This is a genomic window from Mesorhizobium sp. M0296 (genome assembly GCF_040321675.1).
Classification (GTDB): Bacteria; Pseudomonadota; Alphaproteobacteria; order Rhizobiales; family Rhizobiaceae; genus Mesorhizobium.
In genome coordinates this window covers 13,615-39,888 of record NZ_JAMYRZ010000007.1, presented here as the reverse complement: position 1 = coordinate 39,888, position 26,274 = coordinate 13,615, and the positions used below count along the sequence as shown (strand labels likewise).

23 protein-coding genes are annotated in these 26,274 nt (G+C 63.1%); 13 read left to right on the top strand and 10 right to left on the bottom strand.

All coding sequences use genetic code 11. The annotated features are described in order from the left end of the window. The first annotated feature begins 61 nt into the window (after window positions 1-61). The 7 genes from NKI97_RS09350 (at window position 62) to NKI97_RS09320 (ending at window position 5,712) form a co-directional block, all read left to right on the top strand. A complete protein-coding gene (locus NKI97_RS09350) occupies window positions 62-1,126 on the top strand; it encodes a putative urea ABC transporter substrate-binding protein (protein WP_352449698.1) in 1,065 nt (354 codons plus the stop codon). Window positions 1,127-1,164: 38 nt separating this feature from the next. Further along, on the top strand, window positions 1,165-2,043 hold the full coding sequence (locus tag NKI97_RS09345; protein ID WP_352449784.1) for an ABC transporter permease: 879 nt from the start codon (window positions 1,165-1,167) through the stop codon (window positions 2,041-2,043). Then, window positions 2,040-2,849: an ATP-binding cassette domain-containing protein gene (locus tag NKI97_RS09340; RefSeq protein WP_352747558.1), complete on the top strand. Its 810-nt coding sequence runs from the start codon at window positions 2,040-2,042 to the stop codon at window positions 2,847-2,849. The genes NKI97_RS09345 and NKI97_RS09340 overlap by 4 nt, the downstream gene beginning before the upstream one ends. A 10-nt stretch (window positions 2,850-2,859) precedes the next feature. Next, window positions 2,860-4,068, top strand: a complete 1,209-nt coding sequence (locus NKI97_RS09335) for an agmatinase family protein (protein WP_352704165.1) — start codon at window positions 2,860-2,862, stop codon at window positions 4,066-4,068. Window positions 4,069-4,070: 2 nt separating this feature from the next. After that, window positions 4,071-4,610 (top strand): hypothetical protein, encoded by a 540-nt coding sequence (locus NKI97_RS09330; protein WP_352747556.1) that lies wholly within the window; start codon window positions 4,071-4,073, stop codon window positions 4,608-4,610. A 47-nt stretch (window positions 4,611-4,657) separates the two neighbouring features. Further along, a complete protein-coding gene (locus NKI97_RS09325; protein WP_352833691.1) occupies window positions 4,658-5,251 on the top strand; it encodes a HupE/UreJ family protein in 594 nt (197 codons plus the stop codon). A 224-nt stretch (window positions 5,252-5,475) separates the two neighbouring features. Next, on the top strand, window positions 5,476-5,712 hold the full coding sequence (locus NKI97_RS09320; RefSeq protein ID WP_352833850.1) for a thiamine pyrophosphate-dependent enzyme: 237 nt from the start codon (window positions 5,476-5,478) through the stop codon (window positions 5,710-5,712). A gap of 413 nt (window positions 5,713-6,125) precedes the next feature. Here the strand turns inward: NKI97_RS09320 and msuE are convergent, their stop codons facing one another. The 6 genes from msuE to NKI97_RS09290 form a co-directional block, all read right to left on the bottom strand. Then, window positions 6,126-6,716 (bottom strand): FMN reductase, encoded by a 591-nt coding sequence (msuE, locus tag NKI97_RS09315; RefSeq protein WP_352449703.1) that lies wholly within the window; start codon window positions 6,714-6,716, stop codon window positions 6,126-6,128. A 73-nt stretch (window positions 6,717-6,789) separates the two neighbouring features. After that, the gene (locus tag NKI97_RS09310) at window positions 6,790-7,845 is read right to left on the bottom strand and encodes an aldo/keto reductase (protein ID WP_352747550.1); all 1,056 of its coding nucleotides are present in this window, start codon (window positions 7,843-7,845) and stop codon (window positions 6,790-6,792) included. Between the two features lie 19 nt (window positions 7,846-7,864). Next, on the bottom strand, window positions 7,865-8,812 hold the full coding sequence (locus NKI97_RS09305) for an ABC transporter ATP-binding protein (protein WP_352743833.1): 948 nt from the start codon (window positions 8,810-8,812) through the stop codon (window positions 7,865-7,867). Next, complete coding sequence (locus NKI97_RS09300; RefSeq protein ID WP_352833688.1) at window positions 8,790-9,788, bottom strand: ABC transporter ATP-binding protein; 999 nt, start codon at window positions 9,786-9,788, stop codon at window positions 8,790-8,792. Before NKI97_RS09300 ends, NKI97_RS09305 begins: the two co-directional genes overlap by 23 nt. A gap of 2 nt (window positions 9,789-9,790) precedes the next feature. Next, the gene (locus tag NKI97_RS09295) at window positions 9,791-10,789 is read right to left on the bottom strand and encodes an ABC transporter permease (RefSeq protein ID WP_352471358.1); all 999 of its coding nucleotides are present in this window, start codon (window positions 10,787-10,789) and stop codon (window positions 9,791-9,793) included. After that, on the bottom strand, window positions 10,789-11,775 hold the full coding sequence (locus tag NKI97_RS09290; RefSeq protein ID WP_352449708.1) for an ABC transporter permease: 987 nt from the start codon (window positions 11,773-11,775) through the stop codon (window positions 10,789-10,791). Before NKI97_RS09290 ends, NKI97_RS09295 begins: the two co-directional genes overlap by 1 nt. 314 nt (window positions 11,776-12,089) lie before the next feature. On the opposite strand from NKI97_RS09290, the gene NKI97_RS09285 reads away from it, so the two are divergent. The 5 genes from NKI97_RS09285 to NKI97_RS09265 are packed head-to-tail and all read left to right on the top strand — an operon-like array spanning window position 12,090 to window position 18,496. Beyond that, entirely contained in the window at window positions 12,090-13,700 is a 1,611-nt protein-coding gene (locus tag NKI97_RS09285) for an ABC transporter substrate-binding protein (RefSeq protein ID WP_352449709.1), read from the top strand. A gap of 60 nt (window positions 13,701-13,760) precedes the next feature. Beyond that, window positions 13,761-14,945: an LLM class flavin-dependent oxidoreductase gene (locus NKI97_RS09280; protein ID WP_352449710.1), complete on the top strand. Its 1,185-nt coding sequence runs from the start codon at window positions 13,761-13,763 to the stop codon at window positions 14,943-14,945. A 9-nt stretch (window positions 14,946-14,954) separates the two neighbouring features. After that, window positions 14,955-15,992 carry an ABC transporter substrate-binding protein gene (locus tag NKI97_RS09275; RefSeq protein ID WP_352833685.1) on the top strand — a complete coding sequence of 346 codons (1,038 nt, stop codon included), beginning with the start codon at window positions 14,955-14,957 and terminating at the stop codon, window positions 15,990-15,992. A gap of 18 nt (window positions 15,993-16,010) precedes the next feature. Continuing rightward, window positions 16,011-17,228 carry an acyl-CoA dehydrogenase family protein gene (locus NKI97_RS09270; RefSeq protein ID WP_352833840.1) on the top strand — a complete coding sequence of 406 codons (1,218 nt, stop codon included), beginning with the start codon at window positions 16,011-16,013 and terminating at the stop codon, window positions 17,226-17,228. A gap of 5 nt (window positions 17,229-17,233) precedes the next feature. Next, the gene (locus NKI97_RS09265; protein WP_352449712.1) at window positions 17,234-18,496 is read left to right on the top strand and encodes an FAD-dependent oxidoreductase; all 1,263 of its coding nucleotides are present in this window, start codon (window positions 17,234-17,236) and stop codon (window positions 18,494-18,496) included. A gap of 36 nt (window positions 18,497-18,532) precedes the next feature. Here the strand turns inward: NKI97_RS09265 and NKI97_RS09260 are convergent, their stop codons facing one another. Beyond that, window positions 18,533-19,624, bottom strand: coding sequence for a rhodanese-like domain-containing protein (locus tag NKI97_RS09260; RefSeq protein WP_352449713.1), 1,092 nt, complete (start codon window positions 19,622-19,624; stop codon window positions 18,533-18,535). Further along, window positions 19,621-20,982 carry an LLM class flavin-dependent oxidoreductase gene (locus tag NKI97_RS09255; protein ID WP_502901474.1) on the bottom strand — a complete coding sequence of 454 codons (1,362 nt, stop codon included), beginning with the start codon at window positions 20,980-20,982 and terminating at the stop codon, window positions 19,621-19,623. Before NKI97_RS09255 ends, NKI97_RS09260 begins: the two co-directional genes overlap by 4 nt. 181 nt (window positions 20,983-21,163) lie before the next feature. Between NKI97_RS09255 and NKI97_RS09250 the strand changes: the two genes are divergently transcribed. Then, on the top strand, window positions 21,164-22,603 hold the full coding sequence (locus NKI97_RS09250) for an FAD/NAD(P)-binding protein (protein WP_352747577.1): 1,440 nt from the start codon (window positions 21,164-21,166) through the stop codon (window positions 22,601-22,603). An 80-nt stretch (window positions 22,604-22,683) separates the two neighbouring features. On the opposite strand, the gene NKI97_RS09245 is transcribed toward NKI97_RS09250, so the two are convergent. Continuing rightward, window positions 22,684-24,279 carry an ABC transporter substrate-binding protein gene (locus NKI97_RS09245; protein ID WP_352833680.1) on the bottom strand — a complete coding sequence of 532 codons (1,596 nt, stop codon included), beginning with the start codon at window positions 24,277-24,279 and terminating at the stop codon, window positions 22,684-22,686. Window positions 24,280-24,376: 97 nt separating this feature from the next. Beyond that, complete coding sequence (locus NKI97_RS09240) at window positions 24,377-25,972, bottom strand: ABC transporter substrate-binding protein (RefSeq protein WP_352449717.1); 1,596 nt, start codon at window positions 25,970-25,972, stop codon at window positions 24,377-24,379. Window positions 25,973-26,274: the final 302 nt, after the last annotated feature.

Below are 26,274 nucleotides of genomic sequence, written 5' to 3'. Positions count from 1 at the left end.
GCTCCGTGAACCCCCCAAACAGACGTTCGGACGTAATCCGGATCGCAAACAGGGGTATGTAATGCTTCGCAAACTGGCCACAATCATCCTAGCCGCATCACTCAGCCTCCCCTTCATCTCAGCCGCGCAAGCGGCGCCCAAGAAAGACTTCAAGATTTGCTGGTCGATCTATGTCGGCTGGATGCCGTGGGGCTATCTTTCCGACAGCGGCATCATGAAGAAGTGGGCCGACAAATACGGCATCAATGTCGAGATCACCCGCATCAACGACTATGTCGAGAGCATCAACCAGTACACGGCCGGCGGCTTTGACGGCTGTTCGATGACCAACATGGATGCGCTTTCGATCCCGGCCGGCGGCGGTGTCGACACGACGGCCTTGATCGTCGGCGATTTCTCCAACGGCAACGACGCGGTCATCCTCAAGAACAAGACCGCGCTCAAGGATATTGCCGGCCAGAAGGTCAATCTCGTCGAGCTCTCCGTCTCACATTACCTACTTGCGCGCGCGCTGGAGACGGTGGGGTTGGCCGAAAAGGACATTACGGTGGTGAACACCTCCGATGCCGACATGGTCGCTGCCTACGGCACCAGTGACGTCACCTCCGTCGTCACCTGGAATCCGCTGGTCTCGGAAATCGCTGCCATGCCGGGCGCCCACAAGGTATTCGATTCGACTGAGATCCCCGGCGAGATCATCGACATGATGGTCGTCAACACCGCGACGCTGAAGGACAATCCGGCCTTGGGCAAGGCGCTTGTCGGTGCATGGTATGAAGCCATGGCGCTGATGACGTCGGGCACGCCCGAAGGCAAGGCGGCCAAGGAAGAGATGGCCAAGGCGTCGGGGACGGATCTTGCCGGTTTCGACGCTCAGCTTGCATCAACGGCGATGTTCTTCGAGCCGGCCAAGGCGGTCGCATTCACCAACGGCGCCGAACTGCCGAAGACCATGGATCTGGTGCGCAACTTCCTGTTCAGCCACGGCATTCTTGGTACCAACGCGCCGAGCGTCGACGTGATCGGCATGAGCTTCTCCGACGGCTCGACGCTGGGCGATGTCAACAACGTCAAGCTGCGCTTCGATCCGGCCTTTATGGCAGAGGCGGCGGGCGGAACGCTCTGACGCGGGAGCGCGACATGCTAGCCAGAGGAACCGGCATCATGCAGGCCGCAGCAGGCCCCGAAGTCGCGCGCCTGCAACTTAGCAGGCCGAAAGGGCGGCTTCGCATCATCAACGCGACGGTCTCCCGCGGCGGAGCGTTGCTGCTTGGGACGCTTCCGTTTGCCGCCGTGGCGATTGCCTATCTCTTCGCTTCGTCGCAAAGGCTGGCGGTCAATCCCAGCGACAAGCTGCTGCCCTCCCCTGCACAGATGTGGTCGGCCTTTTCAGACCTGGCGACAGTGCCGGACAAGCGCTCCGGCGACCTGATCCTGTGGGCCGACACCTATGCCAGCCTGATCAGACTGTTCGCCGGAGTCGGCATGGCCACGCTGGTGGCGCTCAGCCTTGGCGTCGCCATAGGTTTCATCCCGCGCGTCAGGGCCTTTCTACTGCCCTTGGTCACAGTTGTCTGCGTCATCCCGCCACTGGCGCTGCTGCCGATCCTGTTCATTGCGCTCGGCCTCGGCGAAACGGCCAAGATCACCTTGATCGCTCTCGGCGTCACACCGGTCATGGTGCGCGACATCGCCAACCGGGTGATGGAATTGCCGCCGGAGCTCGTCGCCAAGGCACAGACGCTCGGCGGCAACAGCTGGACCATGGTGCTCAGGCTGGTGCTGCCACAGGTCATGCCGCGCCTCATCACTTGCGTACGGCTGGCGCTTGGGCCGGCCTGGCTGTTCCTGATCGCGGCAGAAGCCATCGCCTCCACCGAGGGGCTCGGCTACCGCATCTTCCTCGTTCGTCGCTACCTATCGATGGACGTCATCCTGCCTTACGTCGCCTGGATCACGCTGCTTGCGGTAATGACCGACTGGCTGCTCGTGCGGCTCTCTCACATCATCTCGCCTTGGGCGCATCCGGTGCGGACCAGATGAGCCGGATCCTCGTCCATAGGCTGGAGAAGAGCTACGGCGACGCCCGCGTGCTGGAACGGGTCAACGTCTCCGCCGAAGCGGGTGAATTCCTGTCGCTGGTTGGCGCCAGCGGTTGTGGAAAATCGACGTTCCTGCGCATCCTGCTTGGCCAGGAACAGCAAAGTGGCGGCGTGGTCATCGTCGGCGACCAGCCGATCGTGCCGGAACCGAGGCCGCAGCGCGGCATCGTCTTCCAGCGCTATTCCGTGTTTCCGCATCTGACCGCGCTACAGAACTTGCTGCTGGTCGAGGACTTCCGTTCGGGCGGACCGTTCGGCCGCGTCTTCGGCGCCAGGCGCAAAAGCGCCAGGCAAGAAGCCGAAACCATGCTGGAACGGGTCGGGCTTGGCCATGCGCGCGACCTCTATCCGGCCACGCTTTCTGGCGGCATGCAGCAGCGGCTGGCGATCGCGCAGACCTTGCTCGGCCGGCCGCAGATCCTGCTTCTCGACGAGCCGTTCGGCGCACTCGATCCCGGTATTCGCATCGAGATGCATGAGCTGCTCACCGAGCTCTGGACCGAGCACGGCATGACCGTGGTCATGGTCACCCACGATATCGGCGAGGCATTCAAGCTCGGCACGCGCGTGCTGGTCTTCGACAAGGTGCGCCACGACCCCCAGTTCCCGTCCGCCTATGGCGCGACGATCACCTACGATCTGAAGCTCGACCGCAAGCACCGGGCTTCCGCACGAGACGTGGCCGAAGTGGCCGCGATGGTCGGGACGACCCGACTGGATAGCGCAATCGCGACGACGGCGTCGTGAAGGAGGTTTCATGCACAGAGATAGTCCAGAACGCCGGCATCGTCGCGCCGGGCTCACCGACCACCAGCCACGCCAACGCTTCCACCATCCGAACTTCGAGATCCGCGACATGCAGGGCTGGAAGTCGATCGAGGCGGAAGGAAAGCTGCCCGAGGATGGCTGGCGCAAGGAACAGAAATGGGCACTCGACATGGGCCTGCCCGGATCGGATTCGATCATCGACAAGTCGATCCCGACATTCGCGCGAGGCGAGTTGCCGCATTTCGCCGGCATCAACACCTTCCTCAAGGCGCCCTATGTCGAAAACGTCCGCGATGTCGGCAGATATGACGCTGCCGTCATGGGCATTCCTTTCGACAGCGGCACCACTTACCGGCCCGGAACCCGCTTCGGGCCGCAAGGCATGCGCCGCATCTCGGCGCTCTACACGCCTTACAATTATGAGCTCGGTGTCGACCTGCGCGAGCAGATGACGCTTTGCGACGCCGGCGACGTCTTCACCATCCCCGCCAATCTCGAAAAGAGCTTCGACCAGATCACCAAGGGCGTCAGCCATGTCGCCTCTTCCGGGGCGCTGCCGATCATGCTCGGCGGCGACCATTCGATAGGATTTCCGTGCGTGCGCGGCATCGCCGACGTGACCTCCAAGCGAATCGGCATCATCCATTTCGACCGCCACATCGACATCCAGGAAAAGGATCTCGACGAACGTATGCACACGACGCCCTGGTATTGGGCGACCAACCTGCCGAACGTCTCGGCCAGCAATCTGGTGCAGCTCGGTATCGGCGGCTGGCAGGTGCCGCGCTACGGCGTCGCCGAGGCGCGGAAGCGCGGCACCAACGTGCTGACGATTTCCGATATCGAACAGATGGGGCTGGAGAAGGCGGCGGAGATCGCGCTCGAACTCGCATGGAAGGACACCGACGCCGTATACATCTCCTTCGATGTCGACAGCATCGATTGCGGTTTCGTGCCTGGTACGGGCTGGCCGGAGCCCGGTGGCTTCCTGCCGCGCGAGGCACTGAAGCTGCTCGGGCTAGTGTCGGCGCCCGGCATCTGCGGACTGGAAGTGGTCGAGGTGTCGCCGCCCTACGACACGTCAGACATCACGGCGCTGTTTGGCGTGCGGGTTGTCGTCGAGGCGCTCGGCTCGATGGTCGCGCACGGCAATCTCGGCAAGCACAAATCCATCATCGACAAGCCGACGAGCTTTTGACCATGCACGATGATCATCACCACCACAGCCATGACCATGGCGACGGTCACCATCACGGGCCGAACGGTCATCATCACCATCCCCACCCCGTCGGCCACAACGGGCCGGCCGGCAAGCCATTGCAATGGCAGACACCGCATCTACCGCACGACCATGCGCCCGAACCCGCCGACGCGCCGGCGACGGATCTCGATCTCGTCGAGATCGCGTTTCTCGAAGGGTTTTCGCGGGCGCCCGACCCCTCCAGTTTCCTGCGCCTCGCCGGGATTCCGTTCGTCGGCGAGACCGCCGACGGCGTGCGGCTGCATCTTCTGCGCGTCGAGACGCAGGACATGGTCGATGTCGGCGCCGTCATGCCGCTGATTGGTGGCGCCGGCGTCACCTATCACCCGCTGCCCGCGAAACTGACGTCGCGCCGGCGCCGCCTGGCCTTCGTCTACCATGACGGCAGGGGACAAAGACTCCTCGACTTCGGCGAGGCGCGGCTTCTGGCCGACAGGTCCGGCGCCGCACAATTCACCATGCCAGGGGCCGGACAATGAGCACCGGCCTTGAACCGATCGCACCCCTATCAAACAGGTCCAGAACCATGAACAGAACGCTTTCATTCTTCGGCAGACTCGCCCTGGCAGCCGCCACAACCCTCATCCCCTCATTGGCCTTCGCCCATAGCGGCGGATTTCATGCCCACGGGTTTGTAGACGGCCTTCAGCACCCGCAGACCGGTATGGACCACCTGCTTGCCATGATGGCTGTCGGCATCATTGCCGCTCGCGCCGGCGGCAAGGGGATCATCATCGTGCCGTCGTGCTTTGTCTCGGCGATGCTCGCTGGCGCCCTGCTCGGTATCGCCGGCATCGGCCTGCCCTCACTGGAAACCGGCATAACGCTATCGCTGGTGGTCTTCGGCGCCATGATGGCGCTTGCCAAGCCGCTTCCGCTCGCTGTGGCCGCCTCGCTGACTGCTCTCTTCGCCCTCTTCCACGGCAATGCCCATGGCCTCGAAATTCCCGAGACGGCCAGCGGCATCGCTTATGTGGTCGGCTTCGTGGTCGCTACTTCGGCTCTTCACGCGACCGGCGCGTTAGCCGCCCTAACACTTCGGCGCTGGCCGCGAGCCATCCGCACGGCAGGGGTCGGCACGTCGTTGGTCGGCGTGGCGCTGGCGGCACAGATCATCTGAACCGCAGCCCATTCATCTGCGATGAACAGGAGGCGAAGGCGTGATCAACCGGCTAACCGTTTGGCAGCGCATCCGAAACGTGCTGTACCAGATCCTGAAGACCCGGTCTGAGCGACTCTGATCTCATCCGGAGATTGAGGCTAGCAGCTTGCCGTACGCCGCGCGCGCGTACGGAGCGGTCCGCCGTGGGTCGCGATTAACTTCCTAGCTGCAGCCGGACGGTCTTGCCTGACGTCGCCGGCCTGTTCCCAGCTACGCCAAATGATCGCCGTCGTGAACTCCGCGCCGGCGAGCGTGACTTGGACGGCACCGCTGCTGGCGGCCTCCCGGGCGAGGTCATGAAGAACTGGCGTGTCAAAGCGCCGAACACATTCGATCGCGAATTCGGCTTCTCACGCATGGGCTACGAGATCGCCGCAGGGTGGGGTGCGGCGATGGCCGATGTAGCATCCAGACAGTAGTTCGAGGTTGATTGCGACGGGACTATGCGCGGATTTCCATTCCAAACACCCTGCCGGCGTCGTTCAAGCACTTGATAAACGATCCTGACACTCCACCGGCGGTTGGCAACACATCTGCGGCCTCCGGAGGCCCACCATAAGTCAAATAAAATCAAACGCTATGGACGGCGGTTCGCCAGTTATTACTTGGCTACCCGAACCAAAACACACCCCTAAGTCATTGATAAATAATAACAATGGTGGGCCCGGAGGATGCATCAAAAGCTTGATTTCATTGACTTTTTCGTGGGCCAAAATCAGAAATCTTCCCGTATCGTTCCGTATGGTTCCGTCGCCGATGTCGGCCAAAACACCGAACGTTCTGCTTATTTGGCCGTCCAAGGCATCCGGCACCTGCTCGAACCCGATATCCGTCAGGCCGAAGCCGCCCGGACCGGTTGGCTCTTCGGCTGGCGCGGTGAAAGCAGGGCAACGAATTGATCCACGGCCTGCCCGGCCCGCGCCAGAACCAGCGAATCTACGAGCTTGCCGTCGGCAAAGTCGCTGTCACTGCCATAGACGGCGCTCGGCACCGTCAGGGCGGAGTAAAAGCCAAACAGCGGGCGAAGCTGATGTTCGACTACCAGCGCGTGGCGCTGGCCACCACCCGTCGCGCCGATCAGGACCGGCCGGTCGACGAGCGCCAGTGGATCGATGAGGTCGAACAGATGCTTGAACAGGCCAGCATAGGAGCCGTTGTAGACCGGCGTCGTGACGATCAGCGCGTCGGCCTGTTCGACCGCGTTTACCACATTCAGCGCCTCCGGCGTCAATTCCTTTCGAGTAAACGCAGCACCCAGACCACGGCCGGCATCGACAAGATCGAGGAAATTTACTGTGACAGACAATCTTTCGCGCAGCGCCTCGCCGAGATGATGCGCCAGCGTCCGCGACTTCGACGGCCTGTGGGTGTTGCCCGAAAGCACGACGATGTTCTGGCGCAGCCGTTCGACGTGGAAATTCATGGGCTCTCTCATCTGTCCAAAGCAATTGGAAACGCGGGCGGGGCCGCCGGCCCCGCCATTTCGTCGGCGACCGTCAGGCGGCGCGCAGAGGCCGTGTCAGCGGGATCGGCGCGGCCGGCTCCGAACGCGGCACGCGGCCTTCGACCGGATGGCTCGGATCATTGAACCCATGCGTTGAGGCATGGCCGGCGGTGACGAGGCAGTCGACAAAGGCCTCGTCCTCGGCGCTCAGCCTGAAGTCCAGCGCCTTCGCATAGCTGTCCCACTGTTCCTCGGTGCGCGGGCCGGCGATCGCCGCCGTGATCAGCCGGTTGTTCAACACCCAGGCCAGCGCGAAATCGGCGGCCGAGACGCCGCGTGACTTTGCGTGCGCCGCGATCTGCCTGGCGATCTCGATCGATTCCGGGCGCCACTCGGTCTCGGCGATGCGCTTGTCGCCACGGCCGGCCCGCGTGTCGGCGGCAGGCGCCTGGTTCGGCTCGTATTTGCCGGTCAGCACGCCGCGCGCCAGCGGGCTGTAGGAGACGATGCCAAGACCGTAATAGGCGGCCGCCGGCAGCTGTTCGGCCTCGGCGGTGCGGTTGACGATGTTATAGAGCGGCTGGCTGGCCACCGGCCGGTCGATGCCGAGTTCATCGGCCAGATGCGCGACTTCGGCGATGCGCCAGCCACGAAAGTTGGAGACGCCGAAATAGCGCAGCTTGCCCTGGCGGATCAGGTCGGCGATCGCCCGCACCGGCTCTTCCAGCGGCGCATCGAAGACGGCGCGGTGGAAGTAGAACAGGTCGATATAGTCTGTTCCCAGGCGCCGCAGGCTGTTCTCGACCGTCTGGATCACCCATTTGCGCGAATGGCCGCCGAGATTAGGCCCCTTGTCATGCGAGTTGACGAATTTGGTCGCCACGACCCAATGATCGCGCGTCGCCTTGATGCCGCGACCGACGACTTCCTCGGACTTGCCGTTGTGGTAGACGTCGGCGGTGTCAATGAAGTTGATGCCTTGCTCGCGCGCCTTGTCGATGATGCGATGCGCGACCGTCTCCTCGGTCGGCCCGCCGAACATCATCGTGCCGAGGCTGAGCGGCGAAACCTTCAGGGCGCTGCGGCCAAGATAGCGGTAGTCGGACATTTTTCTGCTCCGTTGAATTTCAGTTGATGGTTGGTTCGGCGTAGTGGCAGGCGACATGGTGTCCCGGCGCGATCGCCCGGAACGCCGGTTCCTGCGAACGGCACAGATCGGTCGCCAGCGGGCAGCGGGTATGGAAACGGCAGCCGCTGGGGATGTTCTGCGGGCTTGGCAGATCGCCATGGATCGGCGCGGCCTGACGTCGGCGCGCCGGGTCCGGCACGGCATCCATCAGCGCGCGCGTGTAGGGATGCTTCGGCGAGGTCCACAGCGTCGAATTGTCGGCGCTTTCGACGATGCGGCCGAGATACATGACCAGCACCCGGTCGGCGAAATAGCGGACGACTGATAGATCGTGCGAAATGAAGAGATAGGACAGCCCGAGCTGACGTTTCATGTCGACCAACAGGTTGAGGATCTGCGCCTGGATCGAAAGGTCGAGCGCCGAGACCGGCTCGTCGCAGACGACCAGTTCCGGATTGAGGATCAGCGCCCGGGCGATGCCGATGCGCTGGCGTTGCCCGCCGGAAAATTCATGCGGGTAGCGGCCAAGCGAATCCCTCGGCAGACCGACACGCTCGATGATGTCCTCGACGATGGTGCGCCGCTCGGCCGTGTTGCCGATGCCATGGACCTTCAGTGGTGCTGTCAGGATGTCGCCGATCGTGTGGCGCGGATTAAGCGATGCGAACGGATCCTGGAAGATCATCTGGATATTACGGCGCGCCGCCTTCAGCCGGCGCGCGTCGAGAACGGTGATGTCGGTGCCGTTGAACTCGATCCTGCCGCTAGTCGGGTCGACCAGCCGCATGATGGTCTTGCCTAGCGTCGATTTTCCGCAACCGCTTTCGCCGACGAGACCAACCGTCTCGCCGCGTCCGACTTCGAGGGATACGCCATCGACGGCGCGCAGCGTGCCGCCCTGGGCGTGGAAATGAGTGGAAAGGTCAGAGACCGAGAGCAGCGCCATGCGCAACCTCCGGAATGAAGCTGTAGGGGCAGGCGACTAGACGATCCTCGCTCACCTCGACGAGGGCGGGTACGAAATGGGCACAACTGTCGCGCGCCACCGCGCAGCGCGGCCGGAACGGGCAGCCCTTTTCGCCGGCGGCCGAGACGATACTGCCGGGAATCTCCGTCAGCCTGGCGTCGCGGTAGTGGAGATTGGTCTTCAGCCGCGGCGACGCCGCCAACAGGCCGCGCGTATAGGGGTGAAGGGGTGTTCTGAACAGCACGCCGGGCAGCGCCTGTTCAACCTTGCGGCCGGCATACATGACGACGACCTTGTCGGCCCATTGTGCGACGACACCAAGATCGTGGGTGATGAGCACTACAGCCATCGATAGTTCGCGGCGCAGCGTATCGAGCAGGTCGAGCACCTGCGCCTGGATGGTCACGTCGAGCGCCGTCGTCGGTTCGTCGGCAATCAGCAGGCGCGGTCGGCAGGCAACGGCGATGGCAATCATGACGCGCTGGCGCATGCCGCCGGAAAGCTGGTGCGGATAGTCGTCGATGCGCCGCTGCGGATCGGGAATGCGCACCAGATTGAGAAGCTCGATGGCACGGCTCCGCGCTGCCTTGCCGCGTATGCCTTCGTGCAGCGTCAGCACCTCGGTGATCTGCCGGCCGATGGTCAGCACCGGATTGAGCGACGTCATCGGCTCCTGGAAGATCATGGCGATCTCGCGTCCGCGCAGGTTCCGCATAGCCCTCTGGTCGAGACCGAGCAGGTCCTTGCCGGCGAATTCGATCCTGCCATTGGGGATTTTCGCCGAGCGCGGCAGAAGCTGCATCAGGGCGAGCGCGGTCAGCGACTTGCCGGAGCCTGATTCACCAACGATCGCCAGCGTCTCGCCCTCACCGACCTCGAAGCTCAGCCGGCTGACCGGCTCGGTGGTCGGGAAGCGAACCGTCAGATTGTCGATCCTGAGCAAAGGAGCCGCCATCTCTATCGCTCCTGTGAGAAACGCGGGTTGAGCGCATCGTTGAGGCCGTCACCGATCAGGTTCAGCGCCAGCACGGTAAAGACGATCGCCAGTCCCGGAAGCGCTGTCAGATACCAAGCGGTGCGGATCAATTCCCTGCCCGCTCCGATCATCGAGCCCCAGCTGACGACGTTGGGATCGCCGAGGCCCATGAAGGACAGCGCCGATTCCATCAGAATCGCGGTCGCCACCATCACCGACGAGGTCACGATCAACGGCGGCAGCGCATTGGGCAGGATCTCGCGGAAGATAATGCGGACATGGCCGTAGCCGAGGCTGCGGGCGGCCATGACGAAATCCTTCTCGCGGATGGCCCGGAACTCGGCGCGGGTCAACCGCGCCACCGTCGGCCAGGTGATGACGGCGATCGCCACTGTCACGACAGGCGCGGTCGGCTGCGCGATCGCCACCATGACGACCAGAAGCACGAAGCTCGGTATGGTCTGAAAGATCTCGATCAGGCGCACCAGCAGGTCGTCGATCCAGCCGCCGAAGTAGCCGGCGGCGGCGCCGACCAGGATGCCGAAGCTGAGGCCGAGCGCGGTCGCCACCAGGCCGACGAACAGCGAAATCCGCGCGCCATGCAGAATGCCGGAAAGCACATCGCGGCCCATGGAGTCCGTGCCCAGCGGGAAGGCTGGGTTCTGGCCCGGCCACAGGAAGGGCCGGGCCACCATCGATAGCGGATCGGCCGGATAGAGGACTGGTGCGAGCAGTGCGGCCAGCACGACCAACGACAGGAACACCACGCCGAACATGGCATTGGGATTGCGCAGGAAGACCTTCAGCGCACGCCCGCCAGCGGCTATCGGCACCGACGCTGCCGAAGCGGAGCGTGCGTCGGGCGCGTGGAGATTGCTCCAGCTCTTTGCCTCGGGCTCAGGCGGTGCCGCAGGCCCGCGAGCATCGGCATGGAGACGGCGGGAACGGGCATCGCCCGCGGCGAAATCGGTGGAAGCCATCAGCGTACTCCGATACGGGGATCGAGCCAGGCGTGCAGAAGATCGACGGTCGCGTTGGCGATGATGACCAGCAGCGACGACAACAGAAGGATGCCGAGCAGCACGGTGAAATCGCGGCCCATGACCGCTTCGAAGGCGAGACGCCCGAGGCCGGGCCAGGAATAGACGGTCTCGACAACCACGGCGCCGCCGAGCATGCCGCCAACATGCATGCCGGCCATGGTGGTAATGGGGATCAGCGCGTTGCGCAGGACATGGCGAATGGTGATGATGGCCGGCGGCAGGCCCTTGGCTGCGGCGGTGCGCACGTAGTCCTGCGACTGGACCTCCAGCATCGCCGCTCGTGTCAGCCGCGCATAGATCGCCACGTAGAACAGCGCCAGCGACAGTGCCGGCAGGATCATGTAGCGCGCCCTGTCCCAGAGCCCGGCAAGGCCGGTCAGGTTGCTGCCGATGGTTCCCGAGCCGCCGCTCGGCAGCCAGCCGAGCTTGACCGAAAACAGCACGATCAGCATCAAGCCGATCCAGAAACCCGGGATTGAATAGAACAGCAGCGAAATAACGGAGAGCACACGATCCGGCAGGCGCCCGGCAAACACCGCCATCACCGATCCAAGGGCGAGGCCGAGCACAATGGCGACGGCCAGAGCCACCGCCATCAGCACCAGCGTGCCGGGCAGCCGCTGGCCGATCAGGTCGGCGACCGGCATGCCGTAGCGCGGCGAAAAGCCGAGGCTGAAATGCGCCAGATTGTAGAGATAGTTGAACAGCTGGACGAGAAGCGGATTGTCGAGCCCGAAGCGCTGGCGAAGCGCCGCCATCGTTTCGACAGTGGCCGAGCCAGCCTCGCCGGCCATGACATCGGCGGCGTCGCCGGGCGCGAGCTGCAGCAGGAAGAAATTCAGGATGACGATGCCCAGAACGGTCGGCACCGCCTGGATGGCGGTGCGCCGGAAGGTTCTGCCAATGCGCGTCAGGGTCGACATCGTTTTCGCTATCCCGGCTGTGGCTGACGATGCGGGTTTGCTGTTTCCCGGAAAGTTCCGCGCTTTTTAGTTGACAAGATTTATAGACATTGTCAAACCTGATTTAAGAAATTTTATCCTGCAATTGGCTTCATTGCAGAATAGAATTTTATTTCATACTACAAACTTAGCTGTTTGAAGCATGAAATCTTAAGCGCGGGAGCAGGTCGGCCAAATCTTTTCGCAAACGGACCCGCTCTTGGAACAACGGATTTTTAACCTGGTGGCCGACGATCGGTCGATCGGGTCCGGCAGCAAAAAAGGACCAGGACGCGATGTCTCATTTCCTCAGTCCGAACCGCCGCAGGTTCCTCGGCATCTCGGCAGCCGCGCTCGGAGCGACCCTGTTGCCTGCATCGCGCAGCGCCTACGCCGCCGAGCCGAAACAGGGTGGAACGGCGACGCTGGTGCTCTCGGCTGAGCCGCCTGTGCTGACGACCATCGCCCACACGGCATTCAATTCGGTCTACGTCTCGGCAAAGACCACCGAAGGCCTGCTGACCTATGATTTCGATCTCACGCCGCGCCCATCCCTGGCCAGACAATGGTCAGTCAGTGACGATGGGCTGCAATACACCTTCAAGCTGCGCGAAGGCGTGAAGTGGCATGATGGCCAGCCGTTCACCGCCGCCGACGTCGCCTATTCGATCACCACGATCAGAGAGGTTCATCCGCGCGGCCGCAACACCTTCCTCAACCTTGTAGACATCCAGACGCCGGATCCGCTGACCGTGACGCTGGTCCTGTCGAGGCCGGCGCCTTACCTGATCACGGCCTTGGCCGCGGCCGAAACGCCGATCGTGCCGAAGCACCTCTATGACGGCACAAAGGCAGCCGAAAATCCGGTCAACGTCGCTCCGGTCGGCACCGGCCCGTTCGTCTTCAAGGAATGGGTGCGCGGCAGCCACATCGTTTACGAACGCAATCCTGACTACTGGGACGCACCGCGCCCCTATCTCGACCGGTTGATCGTGCGCTTCATCGCGGACGCTTCGGCGCGCGCGCTGGCGCTGGAGACAGGCGAGATCGATCTGGCGCCGGCAACGCCGATTCCGTACAGCGATTTGCAGCGTTTTGAGACGCTGCCGCATATCGGCTTCGAGGAACAGGGCTACCAATATTCAAATGGCATCAGCCGGGTCGAGTTCAACCTGGAGAAATCCTATTTCCAGGATGTTCGCGTCCGCCGTGCCTTCGCCCATGTCATCGACCGCAACGTCATCCGCGAGACGATCAACTATGGCTATGGCGAAACCATTCCAGGCCCGATCAACCCCAATCTGAAGAAGTGGTTCATCGCCGACCTGAAGACCTATCCGGTCGACACGGCCGCCGCCGATAAACTGCTCGATGAAGCAGGCTTGCCGCGCGACGCCAACGGTACCCGGCTCAAGCTTGTCCACGACTATGTCCCGAGCGGCGAAACCTACAAGCGCGGCGCCGACTACATCAAGCAGGCATTGGCCGCGGTCGGGATCGAGGTCACCGTGCGCAGCCAGGATTTCGCCACCTACACCAAGCGCATCTACACCGACCGCGACTTCGACTTCACCTTCAACGGCATGAGCAATCTGTTCGACCCGACGGTAGGCGTACAGCGCCTCTACTGGTCTAAGAATTTCAAACCCGGCGTGCCGTTCTCCAACGGTTCGAAATACAGCAATGCCAAGGTCGACGAACTTCTTGAAGCGGCCGCCGTCGAGGTCGACCACGAAAAGCGCTTCGAGCAATGGGCCGCGATCCAGCAGATTGTGGTCGAGGACCTGCCCGATATCGGCATCGTCAGCCAACCGGAAATCACCCTCTACAACAGGCGCATAGCCGGTCACACGGTGGGCGCCGAGGGCAATGCCGGCTCCCTCGCAACCGCCCATATCGTCGCCTGAGCCCTGACCCGTGCGCGGTCCTTCGCGCGGGTTCCCTTCCTCCACCCGAGAAAGTTCGCCATGACGCTCGCCCACAAGCCTGGTTCCATCGTCGGCACGCCCTTCTTCAAGGCGCCGACCGACTATCCGGACAGCCCGCTGTCGAAAGCGCTTCAGCAGCCGGTGCTAATCGGGCTGTTCCTGCCGATCCAGGCAGGTGGCTGGACCAACTCGACGCTGCCGCGCTCGACCGACTGGCGCTTCGACTACAATCGCGATCTGACGTTGAAGGCCGAGGAGCTTGGCTTCGACCTCGTCTTCGCGCTCAGCCAGTGGCTGCCCAAGGGCGGTTATGGCGGTGTCTTCAACGGCCAGGCGCTGGACAGTTTCGTGTCCGTGGCGGCGATGGCCGCGATTACCAAGAAGATCATGCTGATTTCGACCATGCATGTTCTCTACGGTCCCTGGCATCCGCTGCATCTGGCGAAATTCGGCGCCACGCTCGACCACATCTCCGGCGGCCGCTGGGGCATCAACGTGGTCACCGGCCATCGCGCCGTCGAACATGAAATGTTCGGCTGGAACCGTATCGAGCACGACCGCCGCTATGAACTCGCCGCCGAGTTCGTCGAAGTGCTGCAGCGACTGTGGCAGGACGACGAGAATTTCTCATTCTCCGGAGAATCGAGCTGGAAGCTCAATGGCGGCTTCGTCACACCGAAGCCGAATTACGGCCGGCCGATCCTGGTCAACGCCACTGGCTCCGATGCCGGCATTTCCTTTGCCGGCCGCTATTCCGACATCGTCTTCGTCACCAGCCCGGCCGGCTCCGACATCGCCAGCGCGCTGGAAGCGCTGCCGGCGCATACGAAGAAGGTGAAGGACGCAGCCCTCGGCGTCGGCCGCAAGGTGCGCACGCTGCTCAACCCGCTGGTCATCAGCAGGCCGACCGAGAAGGAAGCCTGGGCGGTCGCCGATGAGATCGTCGCCCATGCCGACAGCCGCACGCCGAAAGGCTTCCAGACTTTCAACAGCGATGCCCAGGCCTGGAAAGGACGCGAGGGCCGCGACGATCCCTACGCCAAGGTCGGCGGCAACATCTATCTCATCGGCACGCCCGAACAGATCGTCGACCAGTTCGTCAAGCTCAAGGACGCCGGCATTGACGGCCTGCAGCTGTCCTTTTTCGATTTCAAGCCTGACCTCGAATTCTTCGGCGAGAACATCCTGCCGCTGATGAAGCAGGCTGGCCTGCGCAACACCTGAGGAGCAATCATGACCGCGACTGCGATCTCCGAAATCTGGTACACACGCTGCCCGGTGCCGACGCCTGTCGGGCTCGCCGCACAGCTCGGGCTTCTCGACGAGACCTTTCGCAAGGAGGGGATCGAATTGAAGTCGATCATCGATTCGGCCAATCGCGACATCCGCCAGAGCCATTTCAACCACACGCTCGACTGGTCGTTCCGCCACGGCGGCAACGTGCCGCCGATCCGCGCGCGGTCCGAAGGGCGCAAGACGCGTCTCGTCGGCATCACTTGGACCGACGAATTCCAGGCAATCATCGCCCTGCCCGGTTGCGGCATCAGGACAACCCAGGACCTGAAAGGCCGCCGCTTCGGCATCGCCCGGCGCCCCGAGGGAATCGTCGACTTCATGCGAGCGACGGCGTTTAAGGGACTGGTCTCGGCGCTCTCGCTCGAGGGCCTTGGCTATGGCGACGTCGAGATCGTCGACATAGCGCTGGCCGACAGCGTGCTCGACAGCCAGGAAGGACCGTCGCTGTTCGGCCTCAAGCGCAAGCAGGCCTATGGTGAGGAAGCCGCAGCCCTGATCCGGGGCGAGGTCGACGCCATCTATGTCAAAGGCACGGCCGGCATCAATGTCGCCAATCTGATCGGCGCCATCCAGGTCGTGGAATTCGGCTTCCACCCCGACCCGAACATCCGCATCAATTCCGGTTCGCCGCGCGTGCTGACCGTCGATGAACTGCTGGCGGAACAACGCCCCGATCTGGTCGCGCGACTGATCGAGACCATCCTGCGCGCCAGTGCCTGGGCCGAGGCGCATCCGGAAGAGACGCAGCGCTTTGTTGCCCGCGAAGCCGGGGCCACCGAGGAACAGGTGCTGGCCGCCAATGGTCCGGATGTCCATAAGCATCTCGGCCTCGGACTGCAGCCTGAGCTCGTCGCAGCGGTTTCCCACTATAAGAGTTTCCTGCGCGACTGGGGCTTCCTCGCCGGCGATTTCGACGTCGAGCACTGGGTCGATCGCCGGCCGCTCGATCTGGTGAACATTCGCGCCGCCGCCTGAGAGAAAGCCAACGTCATGATGTCGACAATTGCCGAGTTTCCGCAACTCCTCGAGAAAGTGGCCGGCCTTGCCGACGACTTCGCGCTGACCGCCGCGCATCACGACGCGACCGGGGAATTCCCATTCGCCAATTTCGACCGGCTTCACCAGGCGGGGCTGCTTGGCCTGGTCACGGCGCGCGAACATGGCGGCTTCGGTGGCGGGCTGACGGAAGCACAGGCGGTGATCGCCGAGATTGGCCGTGGCGAGCCGTCGACGGCGCTGGTGCTAGCCATGCACTACAACAGCCAGTATGCGATGCGGAAATCCGGAAAATGGCCGCGCCATCTGGTTCAGCGGATTGTCGAGGCTGGCCGTCTTGGCCCTGCTTTGATCAACGCCGCGCAAGCCGAGCCGCGGATTGGCTCGCCCGCCCATGGCAAGCCGCCCGAAACCATTGCCCGGCGCGACGGCAACGTCTGGCGGATATCCGGCCACAAAAACTACGTCACCGGCATTCCTATTCTGAAATGGGTGAACTTGCTGGCGCTGACCGACGAGCCGCAGCCGCGTCTGGCTTCATTCCTGGTGCCGACCGACGCGCCCGGATTGCGCGTCGAAAAGACATGGAACGCCACCGGCATGCGGGCCACCGCCAGCGACGATGTCATTCTCGACAATGTCGCGATCCCTGCAGAAGACATCACCGAGGCGCAGCCGGCGTCCGAGCCGCTGAGGCGCGAGGAAGGCGCGACAGCGTTCTTCTTCTCGCTGATCGGCGCGGTCTATCACGGTGCCGCCCGTGCTGCCCGTGACCGGCTGGTCTCCTTTGTCAGCACGCACGCGCCGGCAAGTCTTGGTGCGCCGCTGTCGACCGTGCCGCACATCCAGTCAGGGCTGGGCGACATAGAGGTTCGGCTTGCGAGCAGCGCGCGGCTGCTGCGTTCGCTCGCCGAAGATGTCGACGCCGGCCGGCCTGTGGGCACCGACGGCATGACGGTCAGGCATGTCGTCATCGACAATGCCGTTGCCGTCACCTCGCTGGCGCTGGAGCTTGCCGGCAATCCAGGCCTTAACAGAGATTTCCAGCTTGAGCGCCACCACCGTGATGCGCTGACCGCCCGTTCCCACGCACCGCAGAACCACATGATCCGCACGATCGCCGCCAAGGCGACGCTCAGCCGCCATACCGCCCGACAGCTGGCCGATACACCGGCTATTGCCGCTGGCAAGCCCAAGCTCGCCGCGGTCGGTTGAGCGCCATGACAACAGAACATGTCGAAGTCGCCATCATCGGCGGAGGCCCCGGCGGCCTGACACTGGCGCAAGGCCTGAAGAAGAACAGCATCAGTGTCGCGGTCTTCGAGAAGGACCGCGCCCGCACCGACTATGTCCAGGGTTTTCGTCTGCGCATCCGCCAGCGCGGCATCGATTCGCTGATCGCCAATTTACCGCCGGAACTCTACGACGCTTTTGTCGCCACGCTCGGCCAGGCGCCGGATCGCAACATCCTGCTGGACGAGAATTTCAAGATCCTGGGCGAGGATGCCTGGGGCGGCGGCAACGCGCCGGGCGAGGCCGACGACACGCATATCGAAAAATCGGTAAGCCGTATCACGCTGCGCCAGGTGCTGCTCTCTGGCCTCGACGGCATCATGCGCTATGGCAAGGTCTTTTCACGATACGACGAGCAGCCGGATGGTTCGGTCGTCGCGCATTTCGAGGACGGTTCGGCAATCCATGCCGATGTGCTGGTCGGAGCCGACGGCGCCCGCTCGCGCGTGCGCCAGCAGCTGGTGCCGCATGCCAGGAGCTTCGATACAGGCGTCAGGCGCCTAGCCGGCAAGATGACGCTGCATGCGGCAGCCCTTCACCAGATCTCGCCGCTGCTACTCGACTACAATGCCGGCGTCAGGCCAACCGAAGGTCATGGGCTTATGGTCACCAGCCACAGGGTCAATGTCGACGCATTACGAAAGCATGGACTGATCAGGCTGGGCGACGCCACCCACAAGGATTTTTCCGGTTTCCATTTCAACAACACCACCAGCTATGTCTGGTGGAACACGGCTTACGAAAAGGACGAACTTGCCACGGACGACGCGCTGGCAAAGCTCTCCGGTTCAGAACTGATTGACCTGCTGATCTCGAAGATCGCCCACTGGCACCCGGAAATCCTCAACCTCATCCGCTACACCGACCCATCGACGGTGGCGCTGCTTCATGTCCACAGCTCCGAACCTGTCGATCCCTGGCCGACGAAACCGGTGACGCTGCTTGGCGATGCCATCCACGCCATGACCTATTTTCGCGCGCTTGGCGGCAACACCGCGATCTACGACGCCGGGCTGCTGGTGCCAGAGCTGGTGGCCGCCAAACGCGGCGACAAGCCGCTTCTCCAGGCGCTGTCGGAGTATGAGGCCAAGATGCTGGAGCACGGCGCCAAAGCCGTGCGGTCTTCGCTGACGGCGATGCAGAAGAACGTGCTGGCGGGCCGTCGCCGCCAATCGGAAGCCGCCGAATAGTGGCCCCCGAAAAAATCGCCTGACAGTGCTCCTGCCCTACGCCGCTTCCACCAGGCTGGCCGACTGGAAGTCATACAAGAGGATCGCGATCTCGAAGCCGCGCCGCTGCAGCCAATGCGCCGTCGTCGCCGCGCGGACACCGAGCAGATCGTCGATCAGCACGACGCGGGCGCCGCGCACGGCGATGGTGCGATAGGCGACAGCGAGCAACTGCCCGCCCTCAGACGCGATCGACCCCGGAATATGCGCTTCGGCGAACTCGTCGGGCGTGCGCACGTCAAGCAGGTAGGTCGTCCGCTTTTCGTCCTTCGCCCAGTTCGCGGCCGTGGCCGCATTGATGCGGGGAAAGCTGTCGCCTTCGGCAAGCTTTGCGATGTGCTCCCCGGCGAAACGCTTGGCATCCTCGCTTGCCGGACCATAGATTGCGGTCTTGCCGGTTTCGAGTGCAAGACCGGCCTCGCGCCATGCCTTGGTGCCGTCGTGCAGATAGGCGACCCGGTTGGGCACGCCGGCATCGATCAGTGTCTGCGCCCCGATGATGGCGCGCGGCAGGCCGGCGCAGGAGACGACAACCTGCGTCTCCGGTGACGGCACCAGGTCGGCGAAGCGCAGCACCAGCTCGGCGCCCGGCACGCTGATGGCGCCCGGCACATGGTCCTTTTCGAACTCCGCCACCGTGCGGCTGTCGAGCACCACCACCTCGGCGCCTGGGCCTGTGAGCACCGCGAGCTCTTCAACGCTGACGACCGGGGTCCCCTTCTCGTCGCGGATCGCCAGCGAAAAATCGACGCCCGGCGTATCGAAGGTCGGCAGGTCTTCAACGCCGCTTTGCGTCCATTCCGGAATTCCACCGTTCAGCGAAAACAGCTGGGTACGGCCATACCCCACCAGTCGTTCGACAAGTTGCTCGGCAACGCCGCTGCCGTCGTCCGCCAGCACGGTGCGCACCGATTTGCGCGGGATGAAGCGGTCGATCTCGGCCTCGACCTGAGCCGCGGGCAGGTTGGTGGCGAACAGCGGCGATGCGTATCCGACAGTCGCGCTGTCGCGAATGTCTAGCACCGCCAGTTCTTCGCCATCCGCCAGCCATTGGCGAAACATTTTCGAATCGATCGTCCTGTCGCTCATGATGCTTTCCTCTCTTGCTGTTCAGCGGCGCCACGGATCGGACGCGCAAGGCCGAGGTTCTCGCGCAACGTCCCGCCTTCGTAAGCAGTCCGGAACAGACGCCGCCGCTGCAGCTCCGGAATGACGAGGTCGACAAAATCGGTGAGGCCCGTCGGCAGGATCGGCGGCATGACGTTGAAGCCGTCCGCCGCACCACCGGCGAACCACTCCTCCATCATGTCGGCCACATCCTTTGGCGTGCCGACGATCTGGAAATGGCCGCGCGCGCCGGCAACGGCGAGATACAATTGCCGGATGGTCAGGTTCCGGTTCGCAGCTAATTCGGAAACGACTTTCAGGCGGCTCTTCACAGAATCGGAACTGCCGAGTTCGGGCAACGGCCCATCGAGTGGGTGGCTGGAAAGATCGATGCCGCCGAGCAGTCCGGAAACCAGGGCGACGCCGACCACCGGATCGACCAGCCGCTGGATCGCGTCGAACTTGTCCTCGGCTTCCGCGCGCGTCGGCGCGACGACCGGGAAGACGCCGGGCATGATCTTCAAAGAATCGGCAGAGCGACCAAAGGAGCCCAACCGGCCTTTCAGCTCGCTGTAAAAACCTCGGGCCGATTCGATGGTCGGATGGGCGGTGAAAACCACCTCCGCCGTCCGCGCCGCCAGCTGCTGGCCGGCATCGGAAGAGCCGGCCTGAACGATGACGGGATGGCCCTGCGGCGGGCGGGCGACGTTGAGCGGCCCTTTGACGCGGAAATGCCGGCCGGCATGGTTCGGGGCGTGGATGCCATGCCTGTCGATGGCGATCCCCGAAACCTTGTCGGCGACGAAGGCATCGTCGTCCCAGCTGTCCCACAGCTTCTTCGCGACGGCGACGAATTCCTCGGCGCGGTCGTAGCGGTCGGCATGAACGGGATGCTGGTCGCGGCTGAAATTCGCCGCCGCCGGCGCATCGGCCGAAGTGACGACGTTCCAGCCCGTTCTGCCGCCGCTCAGATGGTCGATCGAGGCGAACAGCCGCGCCAGATGGAACGGCTCCCAATAGGTGGTCGAGGCGGTGGCGACGAGCCCAATCCTCTGCGTCACGGTCGAGAGCGCCGACAAAAGCGTCAGCGGCTCGAAATGCACGACATGGCCGGTGCGCTCGAAGGTCTCGATCGGCTGCTCGCCATTGCGCGCGCTGAGGCTGTCGGCCAGGAACACCATGTCGAACAGGCCACGCTCGGCAGTGCGCGCGGCGTCCGCATAGTGCTGAAAGCTCAGGCCCGGATTGGCAGGCACATCGGGATGGCGCCAGGCAGCGACATGATGGCCCGGTCCGCGAACAAAGGCTCCAAGCCCTATCTTTCGATTTTCAGTCATCAGCGGTTCTCGGGCTGGTCGCAAAGGGCGTTCCTATCTATCGCTTGCCAAACCCGCTGAGTGAAAGAATGCCTTTCGCCAGCTGGCAATTATTGTTTTTTGACATCGGGTTACGGGAAAGCACGATGATCGTTGCCGGGGCGATGGGCTAGAGCCACGACCACCGGCGTCGCAAAGGTTCTTGATGCTTCATACCCCTTCCTCCCCGCTACGCTCGATCCCTCGTTCAATCATCATCGTTGGCGGCGGCTTTGCCGGCGCGGTTACCGCGATCAAGCTGCTCGACCGTTCAACTGAGCCGCTGGCAATCACCATCATCGAGCGCCGGGCCGAGCTCGGTCGCGGCGTTGCCTATAGCACCGTCGATCCACAACACCTCGTCAACGGCGCGGCGCGCATCTTCTCGCTGCATCCGGACGATCCCGATCACCTCGTTCGCTGGCTTATGGCGAATGGGCCGGAGCACGGCTGGACACCGCCCGAGGATGTCCCGGACTCAAGCCCGCCGCGCTGGCTGTTCGGCAGCTATGTCCAGTCGGAACTGACGAGAGCGATCAAAGACGCGGACGGGCGTTCCTGGCTGCGCCATATCAACGCATCGGCTATCGACATGCAGACGGGTCCGTCCGGTGTCTGCGTCGGCACCAGCGATGGCCAGCAACTGCTGGCCGATGAGGCCGTGCTCGCAACCGGGGTGTTCCAGAGCGAGCCGTCCACCACGGAAGCAGCCATCGTCAGCGATCCCCGTTATGTCGCCAATCCCTGGGATTCGGCGGCGCTCGATCGGCTCGCCGGCAGCAAGGAACTGCTGCTGATCGGCTCCAGCCTCAGCATGGTCGACGTCGTCGCCAGCATGGAAGCGCGCGGCTTCAAAGGTAGCTATCGCGTCGTGTCGCGGCGCGGACAGATCGTCGAGCCGAGGCGCAACGCGGAAGCGTGGCGCGATTTCCTCGCGGGGCGGCCGCTGCCGAAAACCACCAGGGCGCTTCTCGCACTGGTCAAGGCCGAACGCCGGGCAATCGAAACCACCGGCCTGGACTGGCAAGGGCTGCCACTGACGATCCGGCCGTGGATCCTGGCCTTGTGGCGAGGCGCCACCGACAGGGAGCGCTTGAAGTTCGCACGCCATCTGCGCGCCTTCTGGGATGTCACCGCGCACCGGGCGGCGCCACCGAGCTTTGAGCGCGTGGCACTGGCGCGAAGCCAAGGCCGTTGGACGGGTGGGGCGGGACGGGTGCTGGCACTCCATCCGCAGGCAAATGGCATCGTCGCTGAAATCCGCTGGCGCGACACCGGCGCGGTCGAACGGCTGCGCTTCGACGGTGTCGTCAACTGCCGCGGCCATCAGGAGCATGACTGGCGGCGGATCGCCGATCCATTCGTCCGCAGCCTGCTTGAGAACGGCATCGTCAGGCCGCATGCGACCGGCTTCGGCATCGACGCGACGCATGGCGGCCAAGTGATTGCCGGTAACGGCAAGACCCATGGCAATCTGTTCGCCATCGGCCATCCGCTGCGCGGCGTCGCCTGGGAATCGAGCTCAATCGGCGAACAACTGGCGCAGGCCATAGCCCTTGCCGGCCTTCTGGTCGGCGCCAGCCCAAGGCTGCGTGCTTTGGCCTGAAGTTGCCGGCTTTGCGAAATGGAAGAAACGAAAAGGGCCGCAGCTCGACGCGGCCCTTCTCTCATGATTGCCCGGCAGATTTAGGCGTTCGGGTCGAGATAGGCGTCGGCGAAATTCGCTGACAGGCCTTCGGCGCCAGGCGCGTAGTTCTTGACGGTTTTGCGGGCGATAATGATGGTCGGTGGCGCGATCAGATTGATGATCGGCAACTCGTCGGCGATGATCTCCTGGAACTTGAAGAAGAGCTGCTTGCGCTTGGCCTCGTCGAGCTCGACCGATGCGGCTTCCAACAACCGGTCAACCGCCGGGTTCTCATAGTGCGCGCCGTTGGAGAACGGCAGCCCTTTCTTGATGTTCTTCGACCAGTAGAGCCGCTGCGCGCCGGCGCTCGGATCGAAGATGTTGCCGCAGGATTCCGTCGACAGGTCCCATGTGCGGTCGGTGTAGATGGTCTTGACATAGGTGCCGAAGTCGAATTTTTCGATCTCGGCATCGATGCCGATCTTGGCTAATGCCTGCTTGAGGAAGTCGGCATAGCCCCACGGGTTGTAGGGATTGTTGGTGAGCCTGAGCTTGAAGCGTACGCCGTCAGCCCCACGCTTGAAACCGGCCTCGTCGAGCAGTTTTTCCGAGAGCGCCGTATCGAACGTCGCGGCCTTCACATCGGGATCGAAATACTTCTTGTTGACGACGCTGATCGGCGTCGGCGAGACTTGGCCATAACCGTAAAACACGATTGCATTGATCGCGTCGAGGTCGATCGCGTGCGCGATTGCCTGACGGACCTTCTTCTGCTTCAGGATCGGGTTTTCGAGGTTGATGATCAGTTGGTGCAGCGGGCCGCTATAGGCGAAGACCGTGCTGTCGACGACGAATTGCGGCAGCGCCTTGAAACGCTCCAGATCGGCGAAGGCCACCGGGTTCGGTCCGATGTCGACCTCGCCCGTTTCGAGCGCCGCGGCGCGCGCGCCCGGATCGGTGATGAAGCGGAAAATGATCCGGTCGAGATAGGGTTTAGGCGCATCCCAATAGGTCGGATTCTTTTCGACGAGGATGTGGCTGCCCTTTACCCATTCCTTCAGCACAAACGGCCCGCTGCCGATGATCTGCTCGAAGGACGGATCGTCGGCCGGCTTCAGCTTCTCGTAAATATGTTTGGGCACGATAGGCGATTCCGTCGCGGCCAGCCCCGAAATCAGCGCGGCGGACGGCTTCGACAACTTGATCTTCACGATATGCGGGTCCGACGTGTCAATATCGGTGACGTTCTGGAAGGTGATGCGCCCGCGCGGATGCGCTTCGCGCAGCCGGGAGATCGAAAAGGCCACGTCCTCGGAGGTCAAATCATGGCCATCGCTGAACTTCACCCCCTGGCGCAGCTTGAAGACGTATTCGAGCCCGTCGTCGCTGATCGACCATTCGGTGGCCAGTTGCGGTCGCGGATTGAGATCGTAGTCGTAGGCGAGCAGGCCGTCGAAAATCTTCGGACCGATGGTGGCCGGTCCGCCGGCGCTGGTGTTGATGGAAACGATCTGGTTCGGCTCGGGATAGTAGACGAAATTGAGCGTGCCGCCGGCCACGGGCTTTGCGTCTTCGGCGAATACTCCAGCGGGGAGCGCGGTACTCGCGCCGGCCAGCAGCAGGAACTGATTGAACAGGCGTCGGTTGATGGTCATGGTCGGTACTCCGCGTTTGCGCGATTTATCTTTCATGGAGAAAAGTCGGGATCGTCGTTTTCACGCGCCGGTCCCAACCAGAGGGCTTGCAGAACGCTTAGGCGTTTGGCGCGAGCCATATCTGCGCGAAGCTGTTGTTGATCCCCTGAGCGCCGGGCGCAAAATCCCGGACCTTCTTGTTGGCGACGATCTGGGCGCCGGCGGCGACCAGATCGACCGACACCACGTCGTCATGGATGATGTGCTGGAATTTGTACCAGAGCTCGCGCCGCTTGGTCTCGTCGGGCTCGATTGCCGCGGCTTCGAGGATCTGGTCGACCTCGGCGTTTGCATAGTGGCTAGCGTTGGAGAAGACGAGGCCGATCTTGAAGTTCTTCGACCAGTAGGCGCGCTGGACGCCGAGCGTCGGATCGAAGGTGTTCGACAGCGACTCGACGACCAGGTCCCAGGCGCGGTCGGTGTAGACGGTCTTCAGGAACGTCGACAGGTCAAGCTTCAGGATCTCGGCATCGATGCCGACCGTCGCCAACGACTGCTTGATGAAATCGGCATAGGACGCCGGCAGGAACGCGTTGTAGGCAAGCCGGAGCTTGAAGCGCGTCCCATCGGCGCCACGCGGATAGCCGGCGTCGTCGAGCAGCTTCTCCGCCAGTTTGGGGTCGGGCTCGCGCGCCTTGATGCTGGGGTCATACCATTTGGGCAGCGCCGTGCTGATCGGGCTCGGCGATACCTGCGCATAACCGTAGAGCGCGATGTCGACCAGCTTCTGCAGGTCGATTGCGTGGGCGATGGCAAGGCGCACATCGCGCTTGGTCAGGATTTCGTTCTCGTAGTTGAAGAACAATTGCTGCTGTGGGCCGGAATAGGCGTAGGTGTTGGTGTCGACGACCAGAGCGGGGTTTGCCTTCAGCCGTTCGATGTCGGCCAGCGGCACGGGATTGGCGCCGATATCGATCTCGCCGGTTTCAAGAGCCGCCGAACGCGCGGCCGGGTCGAGGATGACGTGCAGGACGATGCGGTCGAGGTAGGGCCGAGGCGCGTCCCAATAGTCCGGATTGCGGTCGAAGATCAGATGGCTGCCGGGCACCCATTCCTTGAGAATAAAGGGACCGGTGCCGATCGTCTGTTCGAGCTTCGGCTGTTCCGCCGGCTTGAACGTTTCGTAGACGTGCTTCGGCACAATCGGTGATTCCGAGCTGCTCAGTGCCGTGATCAGATAGGGCGCCGGCTTTGAAAGCACGATGATGGCGGTGTGCGGATCGGGCGTCTCGACCGCGGTCACGTTTTGGTAGGTGATGCGGCCGCGCGGATGCGCCTCCTTCAGCCGGAAGATGGTGAAGGCAACGTCTTCCGACGTGAAGTCCTTGCCGTCATGCCATTTGACGCCCTCGCGCAGCTTGAAAGTGTAGCGCAGGCCGTCATCGCTGATCGACCACTCCGTCGCCAGCAGCGGTTTCGGGTTGAGGTTGTAATCGAAATCGAGCAGGCCCTCGTTCACTTTTGGACCGATCGCCTGACCAGTCCCCGAGGAGGTGTTGATGGCAATCAATGACGTGGGATCGGGATAGTAGGCCCAGTTGAGCGTACCGCCCTGAACCGGCGTGCCTTCGGCGGCGAAGGAAACCCCGGGCAATGCGAAGCTCGCACCGCCAAGCAACAGCAGCTGGTTGAAATGACGACGATTGACAGACATGGTCTTGAGCTCCGGAAAACGGCTTCGATGACATCCGGCGGCCGAACGCATTCCGGCGCCTCAGCGTGATGATCCCTGCCACGCCGCAAAACCGGAAGAATGATTTTCTATCATCTGCGGAAAGCGCCGCTTTGCGCGATCGTTTCATTCCAGGAACCGGCCCAGGATCCAGCGAAGCCGGTCGCCGACAAATCAGCGCTCCGATCTTATTCTACAAGAATAGTAGACATTACGATTTTTTAGGTTTCCGTTCCCGCTGGCGCGACGCCGCGGCAAACGAAATTTTCCGCCGGGCGCTTTGG

Coding starts and splice junctions, on each gene's coding strand:
- NKI97_RS09350 (WP_352449698.1), top strand. CDS start 62: ATGCTTCGCAAACTGGCCACAATCATCCTAGCCGCATCACTCAGCCTC.
- NKI97_RS09345 (WP_352449784.1), top strand. CDS start 1,165: ATGCAGGCCGCAGCAGGCCCCGAAGTCGCGCGCCTGCAACTTAGCAGG.
- NKI97_RS09340 (WP_352747558.1), top strand. CDS start 2,040: ATGAGCCGGATCCTCGTCCATAGGCTGGAGAAGAGCTACGGCGACGCC.
- NKI97_RS09335 (WP_352704165.1), top strand. CDS start 2,860: ATGCACAGAGATAGTCCAGAACGCCGGCATCGTCGCGCCGGGCTCACC.
- NKI97_RS09330 (WP_352747556.1), top strand. CDS start 4,071: ATGCACGATGATCATCACCACCACAGCCATGACCATGGCGACGGTCAC.
- NKI97_RS09325 (WP_352833691.1), top strand. CDS start 4,658: ATGAACAGAACGCTTTCATTCTTCGGCAGACTCGCCCTGGCAGCCGCC.
- msuE (WP_352449703.1), bottom strand. CDS start 6,716: ATGAATTTCCACGTCGAACGGCTGCGCCAGAACATCGTCGTGCTTTCG.
- NKI97_RS09310 (WP_352747550.1), bottom strand. CDS start 7,845: ATGTCCGACTACCGCTATCTTGGCCGCAGCGCCCTGAAGGTTTCGCCG.
- NKI97_RS09305 (WP_352743833.1), bottom strand. CDS start 8,812: ATGGCGCTGCTCTCGGTCTCTGACCTTTCCACTCATTTCCACGCCCAG.
- NKI97_RS09300 (WP_352833688.1), bottom strand. CDS start 9,788: ATGGCGGCTCCTTTGCTCAGGATCGACAATCTGACGGTTCGCTTCCCG.
- NKI97_RS09295 (WP_352471358.1), bottom strand. CDS start 10,789: ATGGCTTCCACCGATTTCGCCGCGGGCGATGCCCGTTCCCGCCGTCTC.
- NKI97_RS09290 (WP_352449708.1), bottom strand. CDS start 11,775: ATGTCGACCCTGACGCGCATTGGCAGAACCTTCCGGCGCACCGCCATC.
- NKI97_RS09285 (WP_352449709.1), top strand. CDS start 12,090: ATGTCTCATTTCCTCAGTCCGAACCGCCGCAGGTTCCTCGGCATCTCG.
- NKI97_RS09280 (WP_352449710.1), top strand. CDS start 13,761: ATGACGCTCGCCCACAAGCCTGGTTCCATCGTCGGCACGCCCTTCTTC.
- NKI97_RS09275 (WP_352833685.1), top strand. CDS start 14,955: ATGACCGCGACTGCGATCTCCGAAATCTGGTACACACGCTGCCCGGTG.
- NKI97_RS09270 (WP_352833840.1), top strand. CDS start 16,011: ATGTCGACAATTGCCGAGTTTCCGCAACTCCTCGAGAAAGTGGCCGGC.
- NKI97_RS09265 (WP_352449712.1), top strand. CDS start 17,234: ATGACAACAGAACATGTCGAAGTCGCCATCATCGGCGGAGGCCCCGGC.
- NKI97_RS09260 (WP_352449713.1), bottom strand. CDS start 19,624: ATGAGCGACAGGACGATCGATTCGAAAATGTTTCGCCAATGGCTGGCG.
- NKI97_RS09250 (WP_352747577.1), top strand. CDS start 21,164: ATGCTTCATACCCCTTCCTCCCCGCTACGCTCGATCCCTCGTTCAATC.
- NKI97_RS09245 (WP_352833680.1), bottom strand. CDS start 24,279: ATGACCATCAACCGACGCCTGTTCAATCAGTTCCTGCTGCTGGCCGGC.
- NKI97_RS09240 (WP_352449717.1), bottom strand. CDS start 25,972: ATGTCTGTCAATCGTCGTCATTTCAACCAGCTGCTGTTGCTTGGCGGT.